The sequence below is a fragment of the Paucibacter sp. B51 genome (assembly GCF_027863535.1).
GTDB classification, from domain to species: domain Bacteria; phylum Pseudomonadota; class Gammaproteobacteria; order Burkholderiales; family Burkholderiaceae_C; genus Paucibacter_A; species Paucibacter_A aquatilis.
The window spans coordinates 2,205,637-2,226,156 of sequence record NZ_JAPIVN010000001.1 but is presented as its reverse complement, the minus strand read 5'-3'; the positions used below and the strand labels follow the sequence as shown (position 1 = coordinate 2,226,156).

Annotated in this window: 16 protein-coding genes; 7 read left to right on the top strand and 9 right to left on the bottom strand. The window is 66.8% G+C overall.

Translation table 11 applies throughout. The annotated features are described in order from the left end of the window. Positions 1 to 44: 44 nt before the first annotated feature. From OOB33_RS09460 to OOB33_RS09440, 5 genes are all read right to left on the bottom strand, one after another. Complete coding sequence (locus tag OOB33_RS09460; RefSeq protein WP_271008479.1) at positions 45 to 2,087, bottom strand: glycosyl hydrolase family 18 protein; 2,043 nt, start codon at positions 2,085 to 2,087, stop codon at positions 45 to 47. 34 nt (positions 2,088 to 2,121) lie between these two features. Beyond that, complete coding sequence (locus OOB33_RS09455) at positions 2,122 to 5,253, bottom strand: chitinase C-terminal domain-containing protein (protein WP_271008478.1); 3,132 nt, start codon at positions 5,251 to 5,253, stop codon at positions 2,122 to 2,124. A gap of 180 nt (positions 5,254 to 5,433) precedes the next feature. After that, positions 5,434 to 7,143: a glycoside hydrolase family 19 protein gene (locus OOB33_RS09450; RefSeq protein ID WP_271008477.1), complete on the bottom strand. Its 1,710-nt coding sequence runs from the start codon at positions 7,141 to 7,143 to the stop codon at positions 5,434 to 5,436. Between the two features lie 506 nt (positions 7,144 to 7,649). Continuing rightward, on the bottom strand, positions 7,650 to 8,594 hold the full coding sequence (locus tag OOB33_RS09445) for a DUF2145 domain-containing protein (RefSeq protein WP_271008476.1): 945 nt from the start codon (positions 8,592 to 8,594) through the stop codon (positions 7,650 to 7,652). A gap of 6 nt (positions 8,595 to 8,600) precedes the next feature. Beyond that, positions 8,601 to 9,107 (bottom strand): hypothetical protein, encoded by a 507-nt coding sequence (locus OOB33_RS09440; protein WP_171828896.1) that lies wholly within the window; start codon positions 9,105 to 9,107, stop codon positions 8,601 to 8,603. Positions 9,108 to 9,278: 171 nt separating this feature from the next. Here OOB33_RS09440 and fabG point away from each other — a divergent pair, with 171 nt between their 5' ends. From fabG to OOB33_RS09410, 6 genes are all read left to right on the top strand, one after another. Next, positions 9,279 to 10,019 (top strand): 3-oxoacyl-[acyl-carrier-protein] reductase, encoded by a 741-nt coding sequence (gene fabG, locus OOB33_RS09435; protein ID WP_271008475.1) that lies wholly within the window; start codon positions 9,279 to 9,281, stop codon positions 10,017 to 10,019. 148 nt (positions 10,020 to 10,167) lie between these two features. After that, positions 10,168 to 10,845 carry a hypothetical protein gene (locus OOB33_RS09430; protein ID WP_271008474.1) on the top strand — a complete coding sequence of 226 codons (678 nt, stop codon included), beginning with the start codon at positions 10,168 to 10,170 and terminating at the stop codon, positions 10,843 to 10,845. Continuing rightward, on the top strand, positions 10,842 to 11,555 hold the full coding sequence (locus OOB33_RS09425) for an ABC transporter ATP-binding protein (RefSeq protein WP_102767812.1): 714 nt from the start codon (positions 10,842 to 10,844) through the stop codon (positions 11,553 to 11,555). The genes OOB33_RS09430 and OOB33_RS09425 overlap by 4 nt, the downstream gene beginning before the upstream one ends. Next, entirely contained in the window at positions 11,552 to 12,775 is a 1,224-nt protein-coding gene (locus tag OOB33_RS09420; RefSeq protein ID WP_171828900.1) for an ABC transporter permease, read from the top strand. Before OOB33_RS09425 ends, OOB33_RS09420 begins: the two co-directional genes overlap by 4 nt. A 14-nt stretch (positions 12,776 to 12,789) precedes the next feature. Continuing rightward, positions 12,790 to 13,542: an outer membrane lipoprotein-sorting protein gene (locus OOB33_RS09415; RefSeq protein WP_102767814.1), complete on the top strand. Its 753-nt coding sequence runs from the start codon at positions 12,790 to 12,792 to the stop codon at positions 13,540 to 13,542. A gap of 44 nt (positions 13,543 to 13,586) precedes the next feature. Beyond that, a complete protein-coding gene (locus OOB33_RS09410; protein WP_271008473.1) occupies positions 13,587 to 14,798 on the top strand; it encodes a hypothetical protein in 1,212 nt (403 codons plus the stop codon). Here the strand turns inward: OOB33_RS09410 and OOB33_RS09405 are convergent. The 4 genes from OOB33_RS09405 to OOB33_RS09390 all read right to left on the bottom strand — a co-directional run bounded on the left by OOB33_RS09405 (position 14,782) and on the right by OOB33_RS09390 (position 19,324). Then, positions 14,782 to 16,710 carry an MFS transporter gene (locus tag OOB33_RS09405; RefSeq protein WP_271008472.1) on the bottom strand — a complete coding sequence of 643 codons (1,929 nt, stop codon included), beginning with the start codon at positions 16,708 to 16,710 and terminating at the stop codon, positions 14,782 to 14,784. The genes OOB33_RS09410 and OOB33_RS09405 overlap by 17 nt on opposite strands. A gap of 23 nt (positions 16,711 to 16,733) precedes the next feature. Next, positions 16,734 to 17,528: a DUF2145 domain-containing protein gene (locus OOB33_RS09400; RefSeq protein WP_271008471.1), complete on the bottom strand. Its 795-nt coding sequence runs from the start codon at positions 17,526 to 17,528 to the stop codon at positions 16,734 to 16,736. After that, positions 17,525 to 17,941 carry a hypothetical protein gene (locus OOB33_RS09395; RefSeq protein ID WP_271008470.1) on the bottom strand — a complete coding sequence of 139 codons (417 nt, stop codon included), beginning with the start codon at positions 17,939 to 17,941 and terminating at the stop codon, positions 17,525 to 17,527. The genes OOB33_RS09400 and OOB33_RS09395 overlap by 4 nt, the downstream gene beginning before the upstream one ends. A gap of 123 nt (positions 17,942 to 18,064) precedes the next feature. Next, positions 18,065 to 19,324, bottom strand: a complete 1,260-nt coding sequence (locus OOB33_RS09390; protein WP_271008469.1) for an amidohydrolase family protein — start codon at positions 19,322 to 19,324, stop codon at positions 18,065 to 18,067. A 199-nt stretch (positions 19,325 to 19,523) separates the two neighbouring features. Here OOB33_RS09390 and OOB33_RS09385 point away from each other — a divergent pair, with 199 nt between their 5' ends. Continuing rightward, positions 19,524 to 20,270: a helix-turn-helix domain-containing protein gene (locus tag OOB33_RS09385; RefSeq protein ID WP_263564681.1), complete on the top strand. Its 747-nt coding sequence runs from the start codon at positions 19,524 to 19,526 to the stop codon at positions 20,268 to 20,270. The last annotated feature ends 250 nt before the right edge of the window (positions 20,271 to 20,520 follow it).

The following is a 20,520-nucleotide window of genomic DNA, read 5'->3' as shown; positions in this document are numbered from 1 at the left end:
TCCGGATTGTTGGGTCGCCTTGAGATCCCTGAGCAGGGGTTTGCTTACTTCAGACCATCGCTGATGGCCTTGAGCAAGGTGGCGTTGGCATCGTCACCGCTGAACTCCCAGAAGAAGGCACCGCCGAGGTTCTTGTTCTTCAGGTAGATCATCTTTTCGTTGATCTGCACCGGCGTGTCGAAGCTCCAGAAGGTGGTGCCATTGAAGATCCACTGAGCACGGGTCACCGGGTCCACATAGCTCGGGTAGTTCAAGGTCTTGAGCACCTTGTAGTCCTCGTTACCCTTCTCGTAGGTGGCCGGCGCCGGGATCGCGCCGCTCTGGTAGAGCCCGTTGTTGACATTGGGCACATTGGTCCAGCCGCGGCCGTAGAAGCCGATGCCCAGGTTCAACTTCTTGGGCTGCACGCCGCGGTCCAGATAGGCCTGGATGGCATCGGCCGTGTTGTAGACCCGGGCATCACCGGTGGACGGGTCCTTGGGCGAGCCATACAGCGGAGTGTGGAAGTTGGTCGTGGTTTCCCAGCCGCCGTGGAAGTCGTAGGTCATCACATTGATGAAGTCCAGCGAGTTCTGCGCCACCTCAGGCTGGTACTCGCGGATCTTGTCAATACCGGCCGGGGCCGCCATGGTCAGCAGCAGACCGGGGCGAACGGCATCGAGCTGCTTGCGGAACTCCGCCACCAGACCGTTGAAGTTCTCCTTGTCTTCGGGCTTGCCGCAGGCCAGACCGCAGGCCACGGGGTATTCCCAATCCAGGTCAATGCCGTCGAAGACGCCAGCGGCCGCGCCTGGGCCGCCCGCGTTCTCGGTCACGGGCAGATCACCCTTGATGTAGGCGTCGATGCAGGACTTGACGAAGGCGACACGGTTCTCCGGGCGTGATGCGCTGGAGAAGCCACGCGAGTAGGTCCAGCCGCCCAGCGAGATCAGCACCTTGAGCTTGGGGTACTTGGCCTTGAGCTTCTTCAGCTGGTTCCAGTTGCCGCGCAGCTTCTGGTCCCAGGTGTCGCCCACGCCGTCCACGCTCTGATAGCCCTGGAAGGACTTGGTGTAGTCGGCAAACGCGTCGCCGCCCACGCCGGTGCTCTCGTTCACCGGCACGGTCAGGCCGACTTCGCACTTGTTGTTGCGCACATTGCCGAAGGCATAGTTGATGTGCGTCAGGCGCGAAGCGGTGCCGCCCTTGTCGATGTCCTTGACCAGGAAGTTGCGGCCATAGATGCCCCATTGCGCAAAGTAGCCCACCACGTTCTTGGCACCGGTGTTGGTGTCAGGCTTGGCGGTGCGCACCGAGATAGCCGGCGACGCGGCCGAAGCGCCCGCCTGGTTGAAGGCCACCACGCTGAAGCTGTAGGCCGTATCAGCGGCCAGGCCGGTCACGCTGGCGTTGGGGTTGGCCACCTGGGCGGCCTGGCTGCTGCCTTGCAGCACGCGGTACTGCACCGTGCAATTCGGGCCGGCAGCCACCGGCGACCAGCTCAAGTTGACGCTGTTGCTGGTCTGGCTCGGCGACGCCAGGCCGGTCGGCACCGCCGGTGCCGCAGCGCAAACACCGCTGGCCGTGCTCGTCATCAAGGCGGCACTCTGGGCCGAGGCATTGCCTGCCTTGTCGCGGGCCCGCACGGTGTAGCTGTAGGCCGTGCCGGCCGCCAGACCGGTGTCGGTGTGGCTGGTGGCCGTGGGCGAAGCCACCAGATTGCCACCGCGATAGACGTCGTAGCCGGCCACGCCGCTGCCGGCGTCGGTTGAGGCGCTCCAGGTCAGCACGATGCTGCTGGTGGTCTGGCCGCTGGCCGTCAGGCCCGAGGGCACGGTCGGTGGGGTCACGTCGTTATTGCCGCCGTCGCAATCACCGAGCGGCTTCCAGACATCCCACTGGCCCGAGTTCGTGGCCGGGCTGTTGCCCTGCGTCCACCACTTGGCCGAGAAGGCCTTGCTCGCCTGCTGCACGACCTTGCCGCTCGTGTAGACCGACTGGGCGCTCCACTCGGCGACGCCGGTGCAGTTGTAAGCCATGGCCAGGGGGCTGGCCAGCCCGAAGGCCAGGGCCAGGGCGGCCGGGATCATTGTTTGTTGCAGTCTCATATCTTCATGCTCCATTGAGAGGGGTTGCTAGCGTTCACTTGCCTGCGGCCTTGGCGGCAGCGGCCTTGGCCAGGGCGGCGGCGCTCAGGTCCGCACGCCGTGCCTCTTGCTTGAGGCTGTAGGACTTGCCACCGAAGCTGACCACCCAGTTGCTCGGCATGGGCATGGGCAGGTAGTAGTTCAGGGCGATGGTCACGCTCTGACCCGGGGCCAGGGTCTGCCAGGTCGGCAGCTTGAAGGCAGCGCGGTGCACGTCGTTCTTCAGGCCGCCGATGTTGTTACCGGACGGGTTGGCACCGCTCTGCACGATCTTCAGGCCGAAGCCGCTCTGATCCGTCAACGTGGCAGGAATGGCGGTGGGCACATCGAAGCTGAAGTCGGTGCCGCCCGGCAGGGTCTGCGTGCTGTTGTTGGTCAGGGTCAGCTTGGGATTGATCGGGTAGTTGGCATCACCCAGGGCGAAGCCAGCGATGCTGAAGCGGATGTCCAGGCTCTCGGTCGGCAGGGCCGTGGCGCTCAGGCGGTTGCCGTAGGGCGCGGCCGTCTTGAACTTGTTGTACAGCGCCTTGGTCAGCGTGCTGCCCATGAAGTACTCGGCCTTGGCGTTGTCGTAGGCATAGTCGCCGGCCAGTTCCCAGAACATCACACCACCGATGCCGCGGTCCGCCACGTACTGCGCCTTCACACCGATGCTCTGCTCGTCCTCGGTGGACAGGAAGACCCGTTTCTGGGCATTCCACAGCCACGGGGCGACCAGGGTGCCGTCGTAGAAGCGGGTGTAGCTGCCGGTCAGCTGATCGGCCGGGTTGGTGGCCGGGTTCAGACCGTAGGCGGCCAGATAGCTGCCGGGCTTGCCAGCGGCCAGGTTCATGGCGTGCCACATGGGGTTGGAACCGGCCGGCACTTCCTTGTTGGACACGTCCAGGTCATGCCAGAGGTTATCGATGCCAATGGCGCCTGCACCGCACTTCTGCACCGTGCCACCGCCGGTTCCCGGCGGGCACTTGGTCTGGTCGGTCTGCGCCGCCGTGCCCCAAAGACCATTGGTACCGCCCGTCACGTCCTTCCAACCGCGGGTGTAGTACGGCACGCCGATGTTGATGCGGCCGGCCGGCAAGGCACCGCGGAAGTAGTGGTAGGCCCAGTCGGTGTTCAGATAGCCGATGCGGCCGTACTGCGCTGCCGTGTAGTAATTCCAGGCCTCCAGCTCCTTGTCCTTGCCATCGTCATAGAGCGCGGCATTGGGGCCGACAAACTGGTTCCAGGCACCATGGAGGTCATAACTCATGATGTTGACGTAGTCCAGGTACTGGGTGACCTGGTAGTTCTCCATGCCGCGCAGCAGATAGCCCGAGGCCGGGGCTGCCACCGTCAGCATGTAGTGGCGGTTGTCGGCCTGACCGGCTGCGTCCAGACGAGCGCGCAAGGTCTGCATCAGCACCACATAGTTCTTCACCAGGCTTCCACGGCGTGCGTTGGAGATGGCGAAGTCATCCGGGTTGCCGGCATCCTTCATGCTGGTGGCGTACTCGTAATCGATGTCCACACCGTCAAAGCCGTACTGGCGCAGGAAGGCCACGGCCGAGTCGGCAAAGGCATTGATGCCGGCCGTGTTGGCGCTGCCGTCGGCATTGGTGGTCATGGTGTAGAAGCCACCGCTGGCCACGCGCTTGCCACTGTCGTCGAAGTAGCCGCCGGTCTCGGCCCAGCCGCCGACCGACACCAGGGTCTTGACCTGCGGGAACTGCTTCTTGTACTTGCTCAGCAGGTTGAAGTGGCCCTTGTAGCTGAAGGCCGGGTCCATCTCGGCGCCCGCCACACCGGGCCAGGTGATGCCGGTGGCCGGGTTGTTCGGGTCGTTGACATTGCCGACCGAGAGCTTGTTGGCGCCGTCCACATGCGCGAAGGCGTAGTTGATGTGGGTCAGCTGCGCCCAGGGGATGTTGCTGGCCAGGTAGGCGGGCTGGCCGTTCTTGCCGGTGCGCCAGCTGGTGAAGTAACCGATGATGCGGCGCGGCTTGTCGGCGCCCATCTTTTCGCGGCCCTGCTCGTCGTAGACCTTGCAGTAGGCCGGCGTCGTGCCCGGCGTGGTCAGCAGGCCTTCGGGGCGGCAACGCTCATCGCCCGTGGAGGTGCCGCTGACGGTGATGCGCACGGCCGGGCTGTCGGTGCTGGCGCCCTTGTCATCGGTGGCGCGGGCCACGATGTCGGCCACTCCGGCACGCGCCGTCCAGGCCACGCTGTAGGGCGCCGTGCTGTCCTCGGACACCAAGGCGCCGTTGACATAGAAAGCCACCTTGGCGACCGTGCCGTCGCTGTCGGCGGCATTGGCGCTCAGGGTCACGCTGTCACCGGCGCCGGGCGTGGCGCCGGCGCTGGGCGCCGTCAGGGCCACGGTGGGCGGCTTGTTGACCGAGCCGCCGGTCACGGTGACGGATTGGGTCTTGGTGTTGGTGGCGCCCTTGTTGTCGGTGACGGTCAGGCTGACGTTGTAGCTGCCGGCGGCCGCATACGTGCGGCTGGCGGTGGCACCGGTGGCAGTGCCGCCATCGCCGAAATTCCAGGCGTAGCTGGCGATCGTGCCGTCGGGGTCGCTGGAGCCGCTGCCGTTGACGCTCAGCATCAGGCCATTGGCCGTGCTGGTGAAGGCGGCCACGGGCGGCTGGTTGACCACCGTGCCCACGGTCACCTGGCTGCTCTTGCTGCTGGTGGCGCCCTTGTCGTCGGTCACCGTCAAGGTGATGGTGTAGGTGCCAGCTGCGGCATAGCTGCGGCTGGCGGTGGCGCCGGTGGCCGTGCCGCCATCACCAAAGGTCCATGCGTAGCTGACCACGCGACCATCGGCATCGGTCGAACCGCTGCCGTTGACGCTGACGGCCAGGCCGTTGATGCTGGAGGTGAACGCTGCTACCGGCGGCTGATTGACGACGCCGTCACAGTCGCCCAGAGGCTTCCAGACATCCCACTGGCCCGAGTTGGTGGCCGGGCTGTTGCCCTGGGTCCACCACTTGGCTTGGTAGGCCTTGTTGTTCTGTTTGGCCTTGCCGCCCGATGTGTAGACGGCCGTGGCCGACCACTCATTCACACCGGTGCAGTTGTAGGCCAAAGCGGGGCTGGCGGCCATGGCGGCCACCAGCACGCTCAGGCTGGGAAGTGCATGTTTCATGGGAAGTCCTTGCTTGTCTCAGGCTAGGTTCTTGGCAGCGCTCAGGGCGCTGGGCTGGGCGGTTTGCGTCGCGGAATGCAGCCGCCCCACCCCTCGCTGAAACGAGGGCTGTACAAACGGCTTTGGGGGAAAACGGGCTCGGAGCGACGCGTCCGGCCCGCCGGGGTTCTCAGTGAGGGCTCATGGCTTGATCACCACATCGAAGTACTTCTCGACGCAGCGCTGGTAGTCGCCTGCCTTGAGGGCGAAGTGGGCGGTCTGGTAGCCGACCAGCTTGCAGGCAAAGGCCTTGCCCTCGGGCATATCGGGGTAGTAGGCCCAGTCCTGGTCCCAGTAGATGTCCAGAGCGCCGGCGCCGCCGACTACAAAGGGTTTCTGGGTCGCGCAGCCCAGTTCCTCATTGGCCGCGATGGGCACGCCGAGCGAGGCGGCATGCTGCCGGTAGTAGGCGATGCGGTTGACCGACTGCGGCTTCTCGGTGATCTGACCGCATTCGATGCCGCCGTTGATCACATTGGTGGTGGCACCGAAGCCGGGCTTGATGCCTTGGGCCGTGTCGGTCGCATTGGGCTTCCAGCTGCCGTCCACCACATGCAGCATGCTGGGCTTGGGCGAGGCGGGGTAGACGAAGAAGAACACCGCCGAGGCCAGGTTCAACCAGGTGTCGGCCACCTGCTCGGGGTTGTTCAGCAGCACCTTCACATCACCGAACATGGCGTCGGAGAAGGGCCCGTAGTTGAAGCTGTAGGACAGCTGCTTGGCACCGCGGCCGAAATACTGCTTGTAGCGGCCTTGCGCATCCTTGCCGCAAGGCCAGACCTGACCCTGCCAGGTGCTGGGCAGGCATTCGTTGTTGTAGGGGCAGCCGTAGCTGCTCTCGCTGCAGCCCGACTCGCGCACGAAGTACAGGGCCTGGCGCCACTCCGGGATGGCGTTGTTGCGGTCATGCGCGCCGGTCTCCTGGGTGAAGTGGGCGAACATGGTGGCCAGGGTCTTGCGGCAGATGGCATCGGCATCGCGGCCATCGCTGTAGCTGCTGCACACGCCCGAGAACTTGGCCACGGCCTGCAACAGGCCGGTGTAGGTGTAGCTCGGGTGGCGCAGGGGGAAGAGGAACTCCCACTGGCTGGCCGGCAAGATGCGCTCAACGCGCTTGACGTTCTCGGGGTTGCTGGCCGCACCGGGTTTGACCGCCGTGACCACCGCGTTGTCCCGTGTCGCCACCGAGGCCTTGACCGAGGCGAACAGCGGGGTGCCGGTCAGGCGCGCTTCATTGGCCTGCACATCGGCCTGACGCAAGATGTATTTCCCGGTCACCGGGTCCTTGACCACGGAAACCAGGCCCACACTCAAGGCCTTGCTGCCGGTGGCGCCCTTGTCATCGGTGACCGTCAGCGTGACCGGGTAGGTGCCAGTCTTGGCGTAGGCATGGCTGATCTTGGCGCCCGTGCCGCTGGTGCCATCGCCAAAGTCCCAGCGCCAGCTGGCCACCGTGCCATCGGCATCGCTGGAGCCGCTGCCGTCGAAACTGACGGTCAGGCGATCCACCACCGAGTTGAAGTTGGCCACCGGCGCCTTGTTGCCGCCCGTGCCACCACCACCGCCGTCACAGGCGCCGAGTGGCTTCCACACACCCCAGCTGCCCGAGTTGCTGGCCGGCGCCTGGCCTTGCGTCCACCAGTTGGCCGAGTAGGCCTTGCCGGCCTCCTGCACCTGCTTGCCCGCGGTGTAGGCCGTGCTTGCGGCCCAGACCGGCAGCGTGCTGCAGTTGACCGCCCAGGCCGGTGCGGCCGCCGCCAGCAGCAGGGCCGACACGGCCCGAGCCGTCCAGACGATGACGCCGGGATGACGACCTGTAAGGCCTGACAGTAGGCCGAACGGTCGATTCATGGAAACCTCGCGCGCTCCGGTGAGGCGCTCTCTGCCGCATGCCAGTTGGGTGGCGATTTCAGGACTTCGGTTCATGAACAACTCCCATCTCTCACGCGCCAGAAGGCTGCAGCGCCGGTGTGATTCAAGCCCCAGAGCCACTGGCATCCAAGGCAACCGCTTCAAGACCAGAACAAGTCTTCGGCCCATCAGTGGTATTTACTTTAGATACCAGTTTGTCGCAAAACATAGATGAAAACACCTAGTTAGACCGAAACTTCGTGTAAACAGCAATACCAAAAGCAGTCCAGATCGCCTAGCGACCGGGGAGGGGCGGAGCCTTGCCAAAGCCGCTGAACACCAAGGCCGCTCAGCCACATCGCCACCGCCCGCCACGCGGTCCCGCAAGGCGCCGGCAGAGACATCTCGACACAGCTGCTCACAAACGCGCCATTCAAGCGGCCGCCGGGACCGCCTGCTTCACCGCCCTGCTCCCGCAGGGACCGCGCCTCGGGCGCGAAGAGGCATCAGCCGCCCAGGCTGAACTCTTGGTCTGCCGCCGAGGGCGCGCAATCCGCCGGCAGGGCTTGCCAGCCCTGGCGCAACACCAAGTCCTGACCGCGCAGACAGAGTTCGATGCGGCGCGCTTCGGGCCAGCGCTGGCGCACGAACTGTTCGATGGATTCGGGCATGCTGACCCGCATGCGCAGCGCTGCCAGGTCTTCAGCCGGGTGGTCGTCGCGATGCAACCAGGGGGTCAAGGCCGTGGCCCAGAGCAAGGGCCGCCAGCCCAGATCGATGCGCGTCGGTTGATAGTCCTGCGCCTGCAGCCAAGCCTGGGCCTGCGCGCGCAAGCTCGGCTCATAACGCCCAGGTACGGCGTCAAACGCGGGCTGCAGCCCGCCCCAGCTGGTGGCCAGCAATTCCACCAGCCATTGATTGCAATTCTGGTAATCGAGTCCGAAAGCGTAAGCATTGGCGCTGTAGTGCGGCGCCAGCAGCTGTAGCGCCCGGCCTTCATCGCCGACCCAGGCCAGCACGGCCCGCTCCGCCTCGGGAGGCAGCAAGAGCAAGGAGATGACGCTGAGATCCGGCGTCAGCGAACCGAGCAGAAAACCGGCCAGGCCTTGATCGAACAGGCGGGGCCGCCCTTCCTCGCAGGAAAAATACAGCTGCCGCACCGACCAGGGGGTGTTGGGACTGTCCCGCAGGCTGATGCCGGCGTGCGAATAGCGCAGCCCGAAGCGCTGCAAGTCCAGCCCGGCGCGAGCCACCAGGGCCAGGGCATGCCCCGAGGCCTCCAACTGCTGCTTGACCACCGCACTGAAGCGCAGCAGGCGGTCCTGCTGCGCCACGCTCATGGCCTGGTTGCCGGCGCAGTAGCGCAGCACATCGGCATGGCAGGCGCCACCCGATGCGCTCAAACCCAAGGCCATCGCAGCCACGCCCCACGCGCGGCGCAGGTAGGCCATGGGTGATCAGAGGCTCAGTGGCCGCGAAGGAAGCTCGCGGTAGATCTCGTCTTCCAGCACCAGGAAGAAGGCCTGCTGGCTGCGCACCTCGACAAACTCCAGACCATAGGGCTTGGCACGGGCCTGGATCGAATCTCCGGGCTGCAGGCGGGCTGCGTTCAAGGCAGCCTGAGGCAGGAAAAGGTGGAAGGTGTCGGCCGGCGTCTCGGCCGCGGCCCCGGCGGATTCGGCCTTGGCCTGCAGGGTCAGGCGCAGCTGGCCGGGTCGGCCGGGGGCCGCGGCCAGCTCGATGAGCCGGTACTCGCCAGCGGCCACGCGCTTGTCACCGGTCGAGCTGGCACTGGACTGCTGCACCGAGGTGGACAGACTGCCGATCGAGGTGCCGATGCTCTCGGACGCCGAGGAGGCCGACAGGCCAGCCGCCTGCACGGGCGCCAGGCCGCCGGCCGCGCACAAGGCCAGCGCGGTCGAGAGCGCTGTGCGATTCAGGAAACGAGACACGAAGGCTTGCATGAAACACCGTCCGCTGTGAAACCAAAGATCGCGCGATGTTAGCGGCAGGCCGAGGCGCGGCCGGGCTCTAGACTGTGCGCCGCGTACCGATTTTTCTTCCTGTTTCATCCCGATTCTTCATCTCCCCTTCATCTCCTTTTCATCTCCGCCCACCGCGACCCCTCGTTCACCATGAAGCTGAAAAACAAGGTTTGTCTCATCACCGGCGCCGCCCAAGGCATCGGCCTGGCCACCGCCCTGCGCTTTGCCCAGGAGGGCGCCATCGTCATCTGTGGCGACATCAAGCCCGAGGCGGTGGATGCCGCCGCGGCGCAATGCCGCGCGCTCGGCGCCGAGAGCCAGGGCCTGGTGCTCAATGTCACCGACCGTGCCCAGGTGGACGCGGTGGTGGCCGAGGTGCTGGCGCGTTACGGCCGCATCGATGTGCTGGTCAACAACGCCGGCATCACCCGCGATGCGCGGCTGCAGAAGATGAGCCTGGAGCAGTTCGATGCCGTCATCGACGTCAATCTGCGCGGCGTCTTCCACTGCGCCCAGGCCGTGGCCGACACCATGGTGGCGCAGGGCGCTGGTGTGATCCTGAACGCCAGCTCGGTGGTCGGCCTCTACGGCAATTTCGGCCAGACCAACTACGCGGCGGCCAAGTTCGGCGTGATCGGCTTCACCAAGACCTGGTCGCGCGAGCTGGGGCCCAAGGGCGTGCGCGTCAATGCGGTGGCGCCGGGCTTCATCGAAACGCCGATCCTGGCCACCATCCCCGAGAAAGTGATCACCGAGATGCAGGCCCATGTGCCGCTCAAGCGCCTGGGCAAGCCCGAAGAGATCGCCAGCGTCTACGCCTTTCTGGCCAGCGAGGACGCCAGCTACATCAACGGCGCCGTGATCGAGGTGTCCGGCGGTATGACGGTCTGAGGCTCCGCGGCAGGCGCATTTCACGCCGCAAGGCCCACCGTTCGCGCCGCCTGGCGACCGCGAGTCGCAAAGCCGATGCGCGGCATGAAGGGAGCTTCTAAGGTGCGGGCTTGAGTCCATCAAGTCCAACGCACCGAGGAGCCCCCGGATGAAGCCCCACCACGCCCCCGCCCGCCGCCGCCATCGCCTGGTCGTGCAGGCCCTGCTGAGCCTGAGTCTGGCGTCCACGCTGAGCCTGAGCCAGGCCGCCAGCGAAGCGCCACAGGCACTCGCGCAGGCCCAGCAGCTGTTCCTGGCGGCCACCCAGGGCGACAGTGCGGCCATCGAGAAGGCGGTCGAGGCCTACACCGCCCTGCTCCGCGCCGAGCCCGGCAACCCCTCGCTCATGGCCAAGCTGGGCGCGGCGACCTCGCTGCGCGCCACCACCACGATGCTGCCCTGGAAGAAGATGAGCCATGCCGAAGAAGGCCTGGCCTATCTGGACAAGGCCCTGGCCCTGCTCAACAGCACGCACGACGCCGCCGCGGCCGGCCAGATCTCCATCGCCCTGGACACCCGCTTCACCGCCGCCAGCACCTTTCTGGCCCTGCCCGGTTTCTTCAACCGCGGCCCGCGCGGCAACAAGCTGCTGCAGGAGGTCCTGAACCACCCGCAGTTCGCACAAACGCCTTTGGCCTTCCGCGCCACGGTCTGGATGCAGGCAGGCAGCGCGGCCGAGCAGGGCGAGCGCCGCGACGAGGCCCGCAAGTTCTACCAGCTGGTGCAGGAGCATGGCGCCCCACAGGCCAGCAAGGCCCAGGCCAAGCTGAAGGCCCTGCAGTCATGAGCCAGCCCGTGGTCATGGAGATGCGGGCGGTGCACAAGACCTACCGCCTGGGCGAGCACATCGTGCCCGCCCTGCAAGGCGTGGACCTGCAGCTGCGCGAGGGCGAGTTGCTGGCCCTGACCGGCCCTTCGGGCAGCGGCAAGTCCACCATCCTCAATCTGTGCGGCCTGATCGATGCCGCCGATCGGGGCGAGATTCTGCTGCAAGGCCGGCCGGTCGACGCCCGCGATGAGACTGGCGCCACCCTGCTGCGCCGCGATGCCATCGGCTTCATCTTCCAGAACTTCAATCTGGTGCCAGTGATGAGCGTGGCCGAGAACGTGGACTATCCCCTGTTCCTGGCCGGCCTGCCCTGGGCCGAACGGCAGCAGCGGGTGCGCGAGGCACTGCAATCGGTCGGCCTGCTGGAGCACGCCGCACATCGGCCCGATGCCCTGTCCGGCGGTCAGCGCCAGCGCGTGGCCATCGCCCGCGCCCTGGTGAAGCGGCCCCGCCTGGTGATTGCCGACGAGCCGACCGCCAGCCTGGACTCCGGCACCGCCGATCAGGTGCTCAGCCTGATGCGCGAGCTGGCGCATCGGCAGGGCGCCGCCTTCTTGATCGCCACCCACGACAGCCGCCTGACCTGCCGCTGCGACCGGGTGATCGCCCTGCTCGACGGCCGCATCAGCCCCCACGAAACCAGCCTGCCTCTCGGAGCCGCCGCATGAACCACTTTCCCTGGCTGAAATTTGCCTGGCAGAACGCGCGGCGCAACCGCCGCCGCTCCTGGGTGACGGTGTCCATCGCCGCCCTGGGCACCGCCGCCATCCTGCTGGCCAGCGGCTTCGCCCTGTCAACCTACCAGGGTCTGGCCCAGATGGCGGCCCGCAGCAGCGGCCACCTGATCCTGGCCAAGCCCGATCAGTTCCACAAAGACGAAGACACCCCGCTGCAGCACGGCCTGGACCAGGCCGATGAGCTGCGCGCCCGGCTGCTGGCCGACCCCGAAGTGCGCCAGGTGCTGCCGCGCGTGGACTTCAGCGGCTTGATCAGCAACGGCGACAAGTCGACGGTGATGATGGCCGTGGGCATCGACCCCGACAGCGAGTTCGCCATCAAAGGCCCCTTCCTGAAGATCAAGGCCGGCGAGGCCTTGCTCAGCAGCCCCCAGGCCAGCGCCGAGGTGATGCTGGGCGAAGGCCTGGCGCGCAGCCTCAAGGCCGAGCCCGGCAGCAGCCTGACCCTGCTCTCCAGCACCGCCGACGGCGCCCTCAACGCCCTCGATGTGCGGGTGCGCGGCGTGTTCTCCACCGGCATCCCGGACATGGACAAGCGCCTGGTCTACACCGATGTCCTGACGGCACAGAAGCTGTTGAACAAGGCGCGCATCAGCAGCCTCGGCGTGTTCCTGCGCAGCATGGAGGCCGTGCCGGGCGCGCAGGCGCGGGTGGCCGCCCAGTTCCCTGAGCTGGAGGTGCAGAACTGGGAGACCCAGGCCTTTTTCTACCGCAGCGTGCGCGATCTCTACGACCGCATCTTCGGCGCCCTGGGCCTGATCATCTTCCTGATCGTCATCTTCGTGGTCACCAATGCCATGGCCATGGCCATCATCGAACGCACCCGCGAGATCGGCACCCTGCGCGCCCTGGGCACCTTGCCCCGGCAGCTGCTGCGCAGCCTGGCGCTGGAGGGCATGGTGCTCGGCGGCGGCGGCGCGGCCCTGGGTGCGCTGCTGGCCCTGGGCGTTAGCGTGCTGCTCTACCTCTTTCCGGTGCAGATGCCGCCGCCGCCGGGGCGCTCGGACGGCTATCCGCTGAGCATTGCCATCGACCCTGGCGTCTACGCCGCCACCCTCCTGGCCATGCTGCTGCTGGTGATGCTGGCCTCGGCTCTGGTGGCGCGCAAGACCGTGCATCAACCCGTGGTCCAGGCCCTGGCCCACACCTGAGGAACACACCCGCGATGAAGAACGCCACCCTTGCGCCCATTCTTGGCCTGGCTGCCCTGCTGCTGGCCGGCACATCGGCCGCCCAGGATGTGCCCAGCCTGCTCAAGACCGCCGATCAGTTCCGCAGCGGCGGCGCCAACAGCGCCGAGAAGCTGCAGGTCGAGACCCTGGTCACCCAGCATGCCGCCGATGGCAGCGTCGAGAAAGAGCGCCGCTACACCGTCTTTGTGCAGAGCAAGCGCCAGTCTCTGGTGCTGATGCAAAGCCCGGCCGAGAAAGGCCAGAAGGTGCTGATGCTGGGCGATGATTTCTGGCTGCTGATGCCCGGCAGCCAGCGCCCGATGCGCATCACCCCGATGCAAAAGCTGCTCGGCGATGCCTCGACCGGCGACATCGCCACCCTGTCCTGGGCCGAGGACTACAGCGGCCAGCTGATCGGCGAGGCGCGCTGCGGCGAGCGCCCCTGCCTGCACCTGAGCCTGCAGGCCCTGCGCAGCAGCGTCAGCTACCAGCGCATCGAGCTGTGGCTGGACAAGGCCCGCCACGAGCCGATCAAGGCCGACTTGTACGTGCAATCGGACAAGCTGGCCAAGCAGGCCCGCTTCCTCATGGACGCTGGCCACAAACAAGTCAACGAGATGGTGCTGCAGGACCAGCTCAGCCACAAAAAGGAAACCCGCATCCGCTATCTCTCGCGCACACCGCGCACCGTGCCGGAGACCTGGCTCAACCCCATGTTCCTGGCGCGCAATCCCAGCCTGGAATGAAGAGGAATCCGATGCACGGGCGCCTGCTTCCACGTCACCCTCTGTTGCTTTCTCTGCAGATCGTCGCAGCGGCGCTGACCGCGCCCACCCAGGCCCTGGCCCAGGACTGGAGCGCCCAACTGCGCGCGCGCAGCGAGCATCGCGGCGCCAACCTGCAGGGGCCGCTGGCGGGCCCCCAGGGCTCAACGCAGGGCCTGGACGCGGAGCTGCGCGGCCAATGGCGCGGCCTGAACGCCGCGCTGGCCCTGCGCCAGGAACAGGGCGGCGAAGCCGAAGAGAAGCGAAGCAGCAGCAGCGCCACCCTCAACGAGCTCTATGCCAACGCCGACCTCGGCGCCTGGCAGCTCAGCGCCGGGCGCAAGCTGCTCAGCTGGGACGTGGGCTATGCCTTCCGCCCCAATGACATGGTGGCCCAGGAAGAGCGCCGCACCCTGCTATCCAGCCAGGTGCGCGGCCGCCCGCTGCTGGCTGCCGAGCACTTTGACGCTGACACCGCCTGGTCGCTGGTCTGGGTCAATCCGCTCAAGCAAGAAGGCAGGCGCGGCGATGAGCAAGCCCTGGCCGGCCGCGTTTACCAGCGCCTGGGCAGCCTGGACCTGCACGGCTTCGCCCGCTGGGGCCAGCACAGCGGGCCCAGCCTGGGTGCGGCGCTGGCCTGGGTGGCCACGGACTCCCAGGAGCTGCATGCCTCCTTGCGCCTGGCGCGGCGCGATCACGCTTTGCTGCTGAACCAGCCCGACGCCAGCAGCCTGCTGCAGCGCCAATCACCCTGGCGCGAAGGCCTGCGCGGCTCCCATGCCCAGGCCTTGCTTGGCTTGAGCTGGACCGGTGAAAACCGCCTCAGCCTCCTGGCCGAAGCCTGGTGGGATGGCAATGCCCTGAGCCCGCAGGACTGGCGCGACTGGCAGCGCCGCACACAGCAGCTGCGCGCCCTGCCGCCCGGCGCGGCGGTGCCGCCTCAAGCCCTGGCCGCCAACCTGGCCTGGCAGGCCCAAGCCTTTGGCAGCGGCAGCAGCCTGCAGCGCTCAAATGTCTTCCTGCGGCTTTCATGGAGCGAGGACGGCTGGTCGCCCGCGCTGGACTGCCTCTACCACCCGGCCGACGGCGGCCGCATCTGGACCGCCTCCCTGACCTGGCAGGGCGACCGCCTGCGCGCGGACGCCGGCCTGCGCCACTACGGCGGCCCGGCCGGCGCCGTGCTGGCCCAACTGCCCCAGCGCCGCCAGGGCTATGCCGCGCTCAGCTGGGCGTTTTGATCGAGCCGCATCGGCTGCGCAGCAAGCCGCCCACCCGCTCCCGCAAGAGCTCCGGGCTGACTGCCGGTGCCGCCAGCGGCGCCCCGGCCAGCAGGCCGACGCGGCTGAACAGGCCCCGGCGGAAGGGCCGCACCATGGCCTGGCCCTGCTCCACGCGCGAGAAGAAAGAGCCCCAGAGGTTCTGCAGCGCCAGCGGCACCACCGGCACCTGCTCGCGCCCTTCCAGGATCTTCATCAGCCCGCCCTTGAAGGGCTGCAGCGTGCCGTCGCGGGTGATGCCACCCTCGGGGAAGATGCAGAGCAGCTCGCCCTCGTCCAGCACCTCGCGCGCCAACTCAAAGGCACGCTCGTAGGTGACGGGGTCTTCCTTCTGCGGCGCCACGGGGATGGCCTTGGCCAGACGGAACAACCAGCCCAGCACCGGGATGCGGAAGATTCGGTGGTCCATCAGAAAGCGGATCGGCCGCGGGCTGGCCGCCATCAGCAGCACGGCGTCGACAAAGGACACATGGTTGCAGACCAGCAGGGCCGGGCCGCGCGCCGGAATGTGCTCGTCGCCGCGCACGCGGAAGCGATAGACCAGGCGCGAGGCCACGAAGGCGACAAAGCGCAGCAGGTACTCGGGCACCAGCATGAAGATGTAAAACGCCACCACCGCATTGGCCAGACCCACGGCCAGGAAGAGCTCGGGGATGCTGAAGCCCGCGCCGAGCAAGGCACCGGCCAGCAGCGAGCTGGCGATCATGAACAGCGCGTTGAGGATGTTGTTGGCCGCGATGATGCGGGCGCGGTGGGTGGGTTGTGCACGCAGCTGGATCAGCGCGTACATGGGCACGCTGTACAGGCCGGCAAACAGGGCCAGCAGGCACAAATCGGCCAGCACGCGCCAATGCGCGGCCTGGGCCAGAAAGTCGCCCAGGCTCAGCGCCGCCGATTCAACCACTGGCGCCGGCAGGCCGCGTGAGGCGAAGTACAGGTCAATGGCAAACACGCTCATGCCGATGGCGCCCACCGGCACCAGGCCGATCTCGACATGGCGGCGCGAAAACAGCTCGCACAGCAGCGAGCCCACACCAATGCCGATCGAGAACACCACCAGCAGCAGCGAAGCCACCTGTTCATTGCCGTGCAGCACTTCCTTCGCAAAGGCCGGGAAATTGGCCAGAAAGACGGCGCCGAAGAACCACATCCAGGAGATGCCCAGCAACGAGCGGAACACCGCCAGCTGCTCACCGGCCAGCTTGAGGTTGCACCAGGTCTCGCTGACCGGGTTCCAGTTGATCACCAGGCCGGGGTCGGTCGCCGGGCAAGCTGGAATGGCTTGCGCCGTCAGCCGGCCCAGCACCGCCAGGCCCAGGCAGGCCAGGGCCACCTGATGCGCGCCGACCTCGGGCCGGGCGATCAGCACGCCACCGGCTACATTGCCCAGCAGGATGGCCACAAAGGTACCCATCTCCACCATGCCATTGCCGCCGGTCAGCTCGCGCTCGTTCAGCTGCTGCGGCAGGTAGGCGTACTTGACCGGGCCGAACAGGGTCGAGTGCAGACCCAGCAGGAAGACGCAGACCAACAGGGCCGGCACATTCGTCGCGTAAAAGCCCCAGGCCGCCAGCGCCATGATGGCGATCTCCAGGCTCTTGATGAACTGGATCAGCCGCGTCTTGTCATGCTTGTCGGCCAGCTGGCCGCTGGTGGCCGAGAACAGCACAAAAGGCAAGATGAACAAGGCGCCGATCACCAGCCCGGCCTGGGCCGGCTTCAACCAGCTCAGCTGCAGCTGGTAGGTCAGCAGCACGGTGAAGGCGAACTTGAACAGGTTGTCATTCGCCGCGCCCAGGAACTGGGTCCAGAAAAACGGGGCGAAGCGGCGCTGCGCCAAGAGCGCGAACTGACCACCATGGGATTCCGACATGCTGTTGCCTCCGCTTTTTCAATTCATGGTTTGACCAGCTCGACCGCATCGCCAGCTCCCGCGCGGGGCAGCCAGGCGAACACCGAATCGGCTGTGATCGTTTCAATTCGCCCGGCAAAACGTTGGGCGCTCGGATGGTCGTCAAACTCGACATTGGCCATGCTCACCCGTGCGCCCAGGCGCGTGGCCGTGGACAGCCGCAGCAGGCCGGGCTGGTAGTCCCGCTCGCGCAACCAGGCCTGGGCCTGGGCGCGGCTCTCAGCACTCTGGCCCGCCAAGGCCAGGGTCTCCAGCACCCATTGATTGCTTTGCTGGTACTTGCTGCCCCAGGCGTAAGACACCATGCTGTAGCGCGGCTCGTGCAGGGTGGCCACGCGTGCCTTGTCGCGCAGCAGCGGCATCAGCGCCGACTGAAGCGCCGGGCTCAACCGAGCAAAAGCAGCCTCGTAGCGGTGCGGCCGATCCAAAAAGAACTCACCCAGGCCCTGGCGAAACAGATCGGCGCGGGCGCTGCCACAGTGGTTGAGCTTGTGCAGCACGCGCCAGACCGGCTGCGCAGCCTGCGCATCACCCTGGCTGTCGCGGTAGGCAATGCCCAGGTGGGACCACTGAACCCCGTACTTGCTCAGGTCTTGCCCCGCGCGAGCCAGCAACACGACTTGCGCACCGCTGGCCTCCAACTGCCGAGCCGTGGCTTCGGCCAAGTTCATGCCGCGCTCGATCTGCTGCACGGTGAGCGGCTTGTCTTCACAAGGCCGCCCGGCCTGAGCCCAGCCGGCCGGCAGCATCAACAACACCAGCCAAACGCAGCGCTTCATCGGGTGATCTGCTCGTGGTGCAGCAGGGCCTTGCCGACGGCATTGGGCACCAGGGCGACCGCTTCGCCCGCCACAGACAGCACGTAGCCACTGCCGATCACCGAGACCACCACCACGGCGCCCAAGGCGGTGCTGGCCTTGCCGGCGAAACGAACGCTGGCGCGGACGCCATCCGACGCGCGTTCCAACACCCACACCGTGCCCTGGGCCGAGGCCTCGACGGCCACGACCGTCAAGTTCGCCCCCGCCGACAAGAGCACCGCAGGCGCCGCCACCGAGACCGCCACAGGCACAGCCGACAAGGCGCTGGCCTCCGAGGCCGTGGTCTGGGCTTGCGCCTGTGGCGCTTGCAGCAAGACCAGGCTCAGCAGCAGACCCGCAGAGCAGGAAAAGGACTTGGCTTTCTTCTTCATCTTCATAACTCCCGATTCAAGGGTCTTGCAGTACCCCGGCTTTCGACTGGGTGCTTACGTCACGCACGCCGCCGGCGCAGGGATTGGCATGCGCGCTGGCGGGCGCATCATCGCAGGCCGCGCTCAGCCTCCATGCTCGAAATGGCGGCGCGAGTGAAAGACTTCCGTGCGCAGGCCCTGGCCTCGCCAGCGAACCGACTTCTTCAAAAGCAGATCAAACAGCAGCGGGTTGTGCTCGCGCAGCTGCTCCAGAAAAGGCTGCTGCGCTTCGTCCAGCAGCCCCGCCCGCACCAGGCTGCCCAGGCGGTAGAGCGGGCCGACGCCGGGCAGCGGGTAGTCCGAGCCATGGAGCAGGCGGCCGTGCCAGTCTGGCCGGCTCAGCACGCTGCGCCAGACCTCGGGCCGGCGGTTGAACTGGAACAGGGCCGAGACATCGCCGAGCAGCAGGCCGCTCCAGGCCGGCTCGTCCATCAGGCGGGCGAAGAGATCAAAAGCCGGGCGCAGGCGCGGCCGGGGCTGGTCCAGATCCAGCGCGTCGCCGAGTGAGGCGCAATGCGCCGCGATCACGCGCACGCCTCGCGACAAAGGCTGGCGCAGCAGCAGCGGGTTGCCCAGTTCATCGCGGCCGGCGCCGGGCACGGCTTTCTCTTCGCCGCAGTGCACGATCAGCGGCAGGCGGGCGGCGGCCAGGCGTTCGTAAAAGGGGCGCAGGCGGCGGTCGCGCAGATCGATGTTCATGCTGCTGGGCAGCCATTTCATCGCCACGGCGCCGCCGGCGATGGCTGCGTCCAGGCGGGTCAGCCCATCCTCGCGGTACGGGTGGATGGAGGCCACCCAGGCGAAGCGCTGCGGGCCGGCCTGCGCCACGCTGCGAGCGTAGGCATCGGGCACATGGAAGGTGGTCCAGTCGGCTTGGGCTCGGCCCTGCTCGTCGTGGGCCTCGTCAAAGGCATAGAGCATCCAGCGGGCACCCTCGGGGAAGTCTTCGGTCAGCGCACGCAGGCGCTGCAGATAGGCACGGTCCACGCTGGGCGCATCGGCCGGCACGCAGGCGCCGTCCATGATGACGCGCCGGCGCAGGCTCTCGCCCGGGTGCCACCACTGGTGCATGGCCGGGTGGATGCGGCAGCCGCTGCCGGCGTCGCCCGTGCCGAGCAGATGGCAATGCACGTCCCAGAGCTGGCGGGCGTCGATGTCCTGCCAGAGCTGTTGCAAGGCCGGATGCTGGCGCAGGGCCTCGGGCAAGGCGCCACGGCAGGGGTTGCGCAGATAGCCGGCCTGGGCTGGGCGCACCAGGCTGCTGAACAGGCCGGCCACCGCCGCGGCGCCGCAGCATTGCAGGTGGCGGCGCCGCGTGGTTTGGAAGGCAGCATCGTGGTGCATCGCGTGTCTCACTCCGTCTTGATGGGATCGAGCCCGGCTGGGCTTGGAATGGAAGCGATGCTCGCGGCGGCGCGGCGCTGGCGAGCGAAAAATGCCGCTCGGTGGCAAGACCTGGCCCCGACGGTGGCACCATGCGCTACTGCCGCGCCCAGCGCCACACCGTTTTTTTCTTGTTCTTCTTCTTCGCACCGATGCCCGCATGTCCACCACCCAAACCCTGATCGAAGTGATCAAGGCCGAGCTGAAGAGCCAGGGCCTGAGCTATGCCGATGTGGCCCGTGAGCTAGAGCTGTCGGAATCCAGCGTCAAGCGCATGTTTGCGCCCGGCGGCGAGATGCCGCTGTCGCGGGTCGATGAAATCTGCCGGGTGCTGAACACCGATTTCGGCGAACTGAGCCGCTCTCTCAGCGAACGCCAGCCCCTGCGCATGGAGCTGAGCCTGGCGCAGGAAAAGGCCGTGGTGGCCGACCCCAAGCTGCTGCTGGTGGCCATCTGCTGCCTGAGCCAGTGGACGGCCGAGCAGATGCACCAGCATTACCGCCTCAGCGAGGCCGAGGTGACCCTGCACCTGGCCGAGCTGGACCGGCTGGACATCATCGAGCTCAAGCCCCTGAACCGCTACAAGCTGCGCGTGGCCAAGACCTTCCGCTGGCGCCCGCATGGGCCGGTGATGAACTTCTTCCGCGAAGAAGTGGCGGGTGATTTCTTCTCAGGCGGCTTCGACGGCGAGGCCGAGTTGCTGAGCCTGGTGCACGGCCGCCTCAGCCAGGCCAAGGCCCGCGAACTGGTCGAGCGCCTGCAACGCCTGGCCCACGATTTCGCCCGCCAGCACCTGCTGGACCAGAAACTGCCCGAGGCCGAGAAGCGCCAGTACACCCTGGTGATGGGCATGCGCTCCTGGTTGTTTGAGCACTTCAGGCATTTGCAGAGGGCGGGGCGGGGGTAGGCCATCAACCCGGCGTACTGCTTAGTGGGTGATCCGGTCGCAGCATCCCGGAGACCCCAGTCGTGTGCTCAAACGAGTTCATGGAGGGAAGACCTCTGAATCAGAAACCCTGGAAACCTCAGCAATGAGCCAAGAGCCGTTGATTGCCACATAACCGTCTATCGCAAGACGTCGGTCACGACGTTCGACGAAAATACCTCATGAATTGCACGCATTGTGCTAACAGTCCAAGCACAAGCACACAACCAAT

Excerpts from the sequence above, each read along its gene's own strand:
- OOB33_RS09460 (WP_271008479.1), bottom strand. The coding sequence starts at position 2,087 with ATGAGACTGCAACAAACAATGATCCCGGCCGCCCTGGCCCTGGCCTTC.
- OOB33_RS09455 (WP_271008478.1), bottom strand. The coding sequence starts at position 5,253 with ATGAAACATGCACTTCCCAGCCTGAGCGTGCTGGTGGCCGCCATGGCC.
- OOB33_RS09450 (WP_271008477.1), bottom strand. The coding sequence starts at position 7,143 with ATGAATCGACCGTTCGGCCTACTGTCAGGCCTTACAGGTCGTCATCCC.
- OOB33_RS09445 (WP_271008476.1), bottom strand. The coding sequence starts at position 8,594 with ATGGCCTACCTGCGCCGCGCGTGGGGCGTGGCTGCGATGGCCTTGGGT.
- OOB33_RS09440 (WP_171828896.1), bottom strand. The coding sequence starts at position 9,107 with ATGCAAGCCTTCGTGTCTCGTTTCCTGAATCGCACAGCGCTCTCGACC.
- fabG (WP_271008475.1), top strand. The coding sequence starts at position 9,279 with ATGAAGCTGAAAAACAAGGTTTGTCTCATCACCGGCGCCGCCCAAGGC.
- OOB33_RS09430 (WP_271008474.1), top strand. The coding sequence starts at position 10,168 with ATGAAGCCCCACCACGCCCCCGCCCGCCGCCGCCATCGCCTGGTCGTG.
- OOB33_RS09425 (WP_102767812.1), top strand. The coding sequence starts at position 10,842 with ATGAGCCAGCCCGTGGTCATGGAGATGCGGGCGGTGCACAAGACCTAC.
- OOB33_RS09420 (WP_171828900.1), top strand. The coding sequence starts at position 11,552 with ATGAACCACTTTCCCTGGCTGAAATTTGCCTGGCAGAACGCGCGGCGC.
- OOB33_RS09415 (WP_102767814.1), top strand. The coding sequence starts at position 12,790 with ATGAAGAACGCCACCCTTGCGCCCATTCTTGGCCTGGCTGCCCTGCTG.
- OOB33_RS09405 (WP_271008472.1), bottom strand. The coding sequence starts at position 16,710 with ATGTCGGAATCCCATGGTGGTCAGTTCGCGCTCTTGGCGCAGCGCCGC.
- OOB33_RS09400 (WP_271008471.1), bottom strand. The coding sequence starts at position 17,528 with ATGAAGCGCTGCGTTTGGCTGGTGTTGTTGATGCTGCCGGCCGGCTGG.
- OOB33_RS09395 (WP_271008470.1), bottom strand. The coding sequence starts at position 17,941 with ATGAAGAAGAAAGCCAAGTCCTTTTCCTGCTCTGCGGGTCTGCTGCTG.
- OOB33_RS09390 (WP_271008469.1), bottom strand. The coding sequence starts at position 19,324 with ATGCACCACGATGCTGCCTTCCAAACCACGCGGCGCCGCCACCTGCAA.
- OOB33_RS09385 (WP_263564681.1), top strand. The coding sequence starts at position 19,524 with ATGTCCACCACCCAAACCCTGATCGAAGTGATCAAGGCCGAGCTGAAG.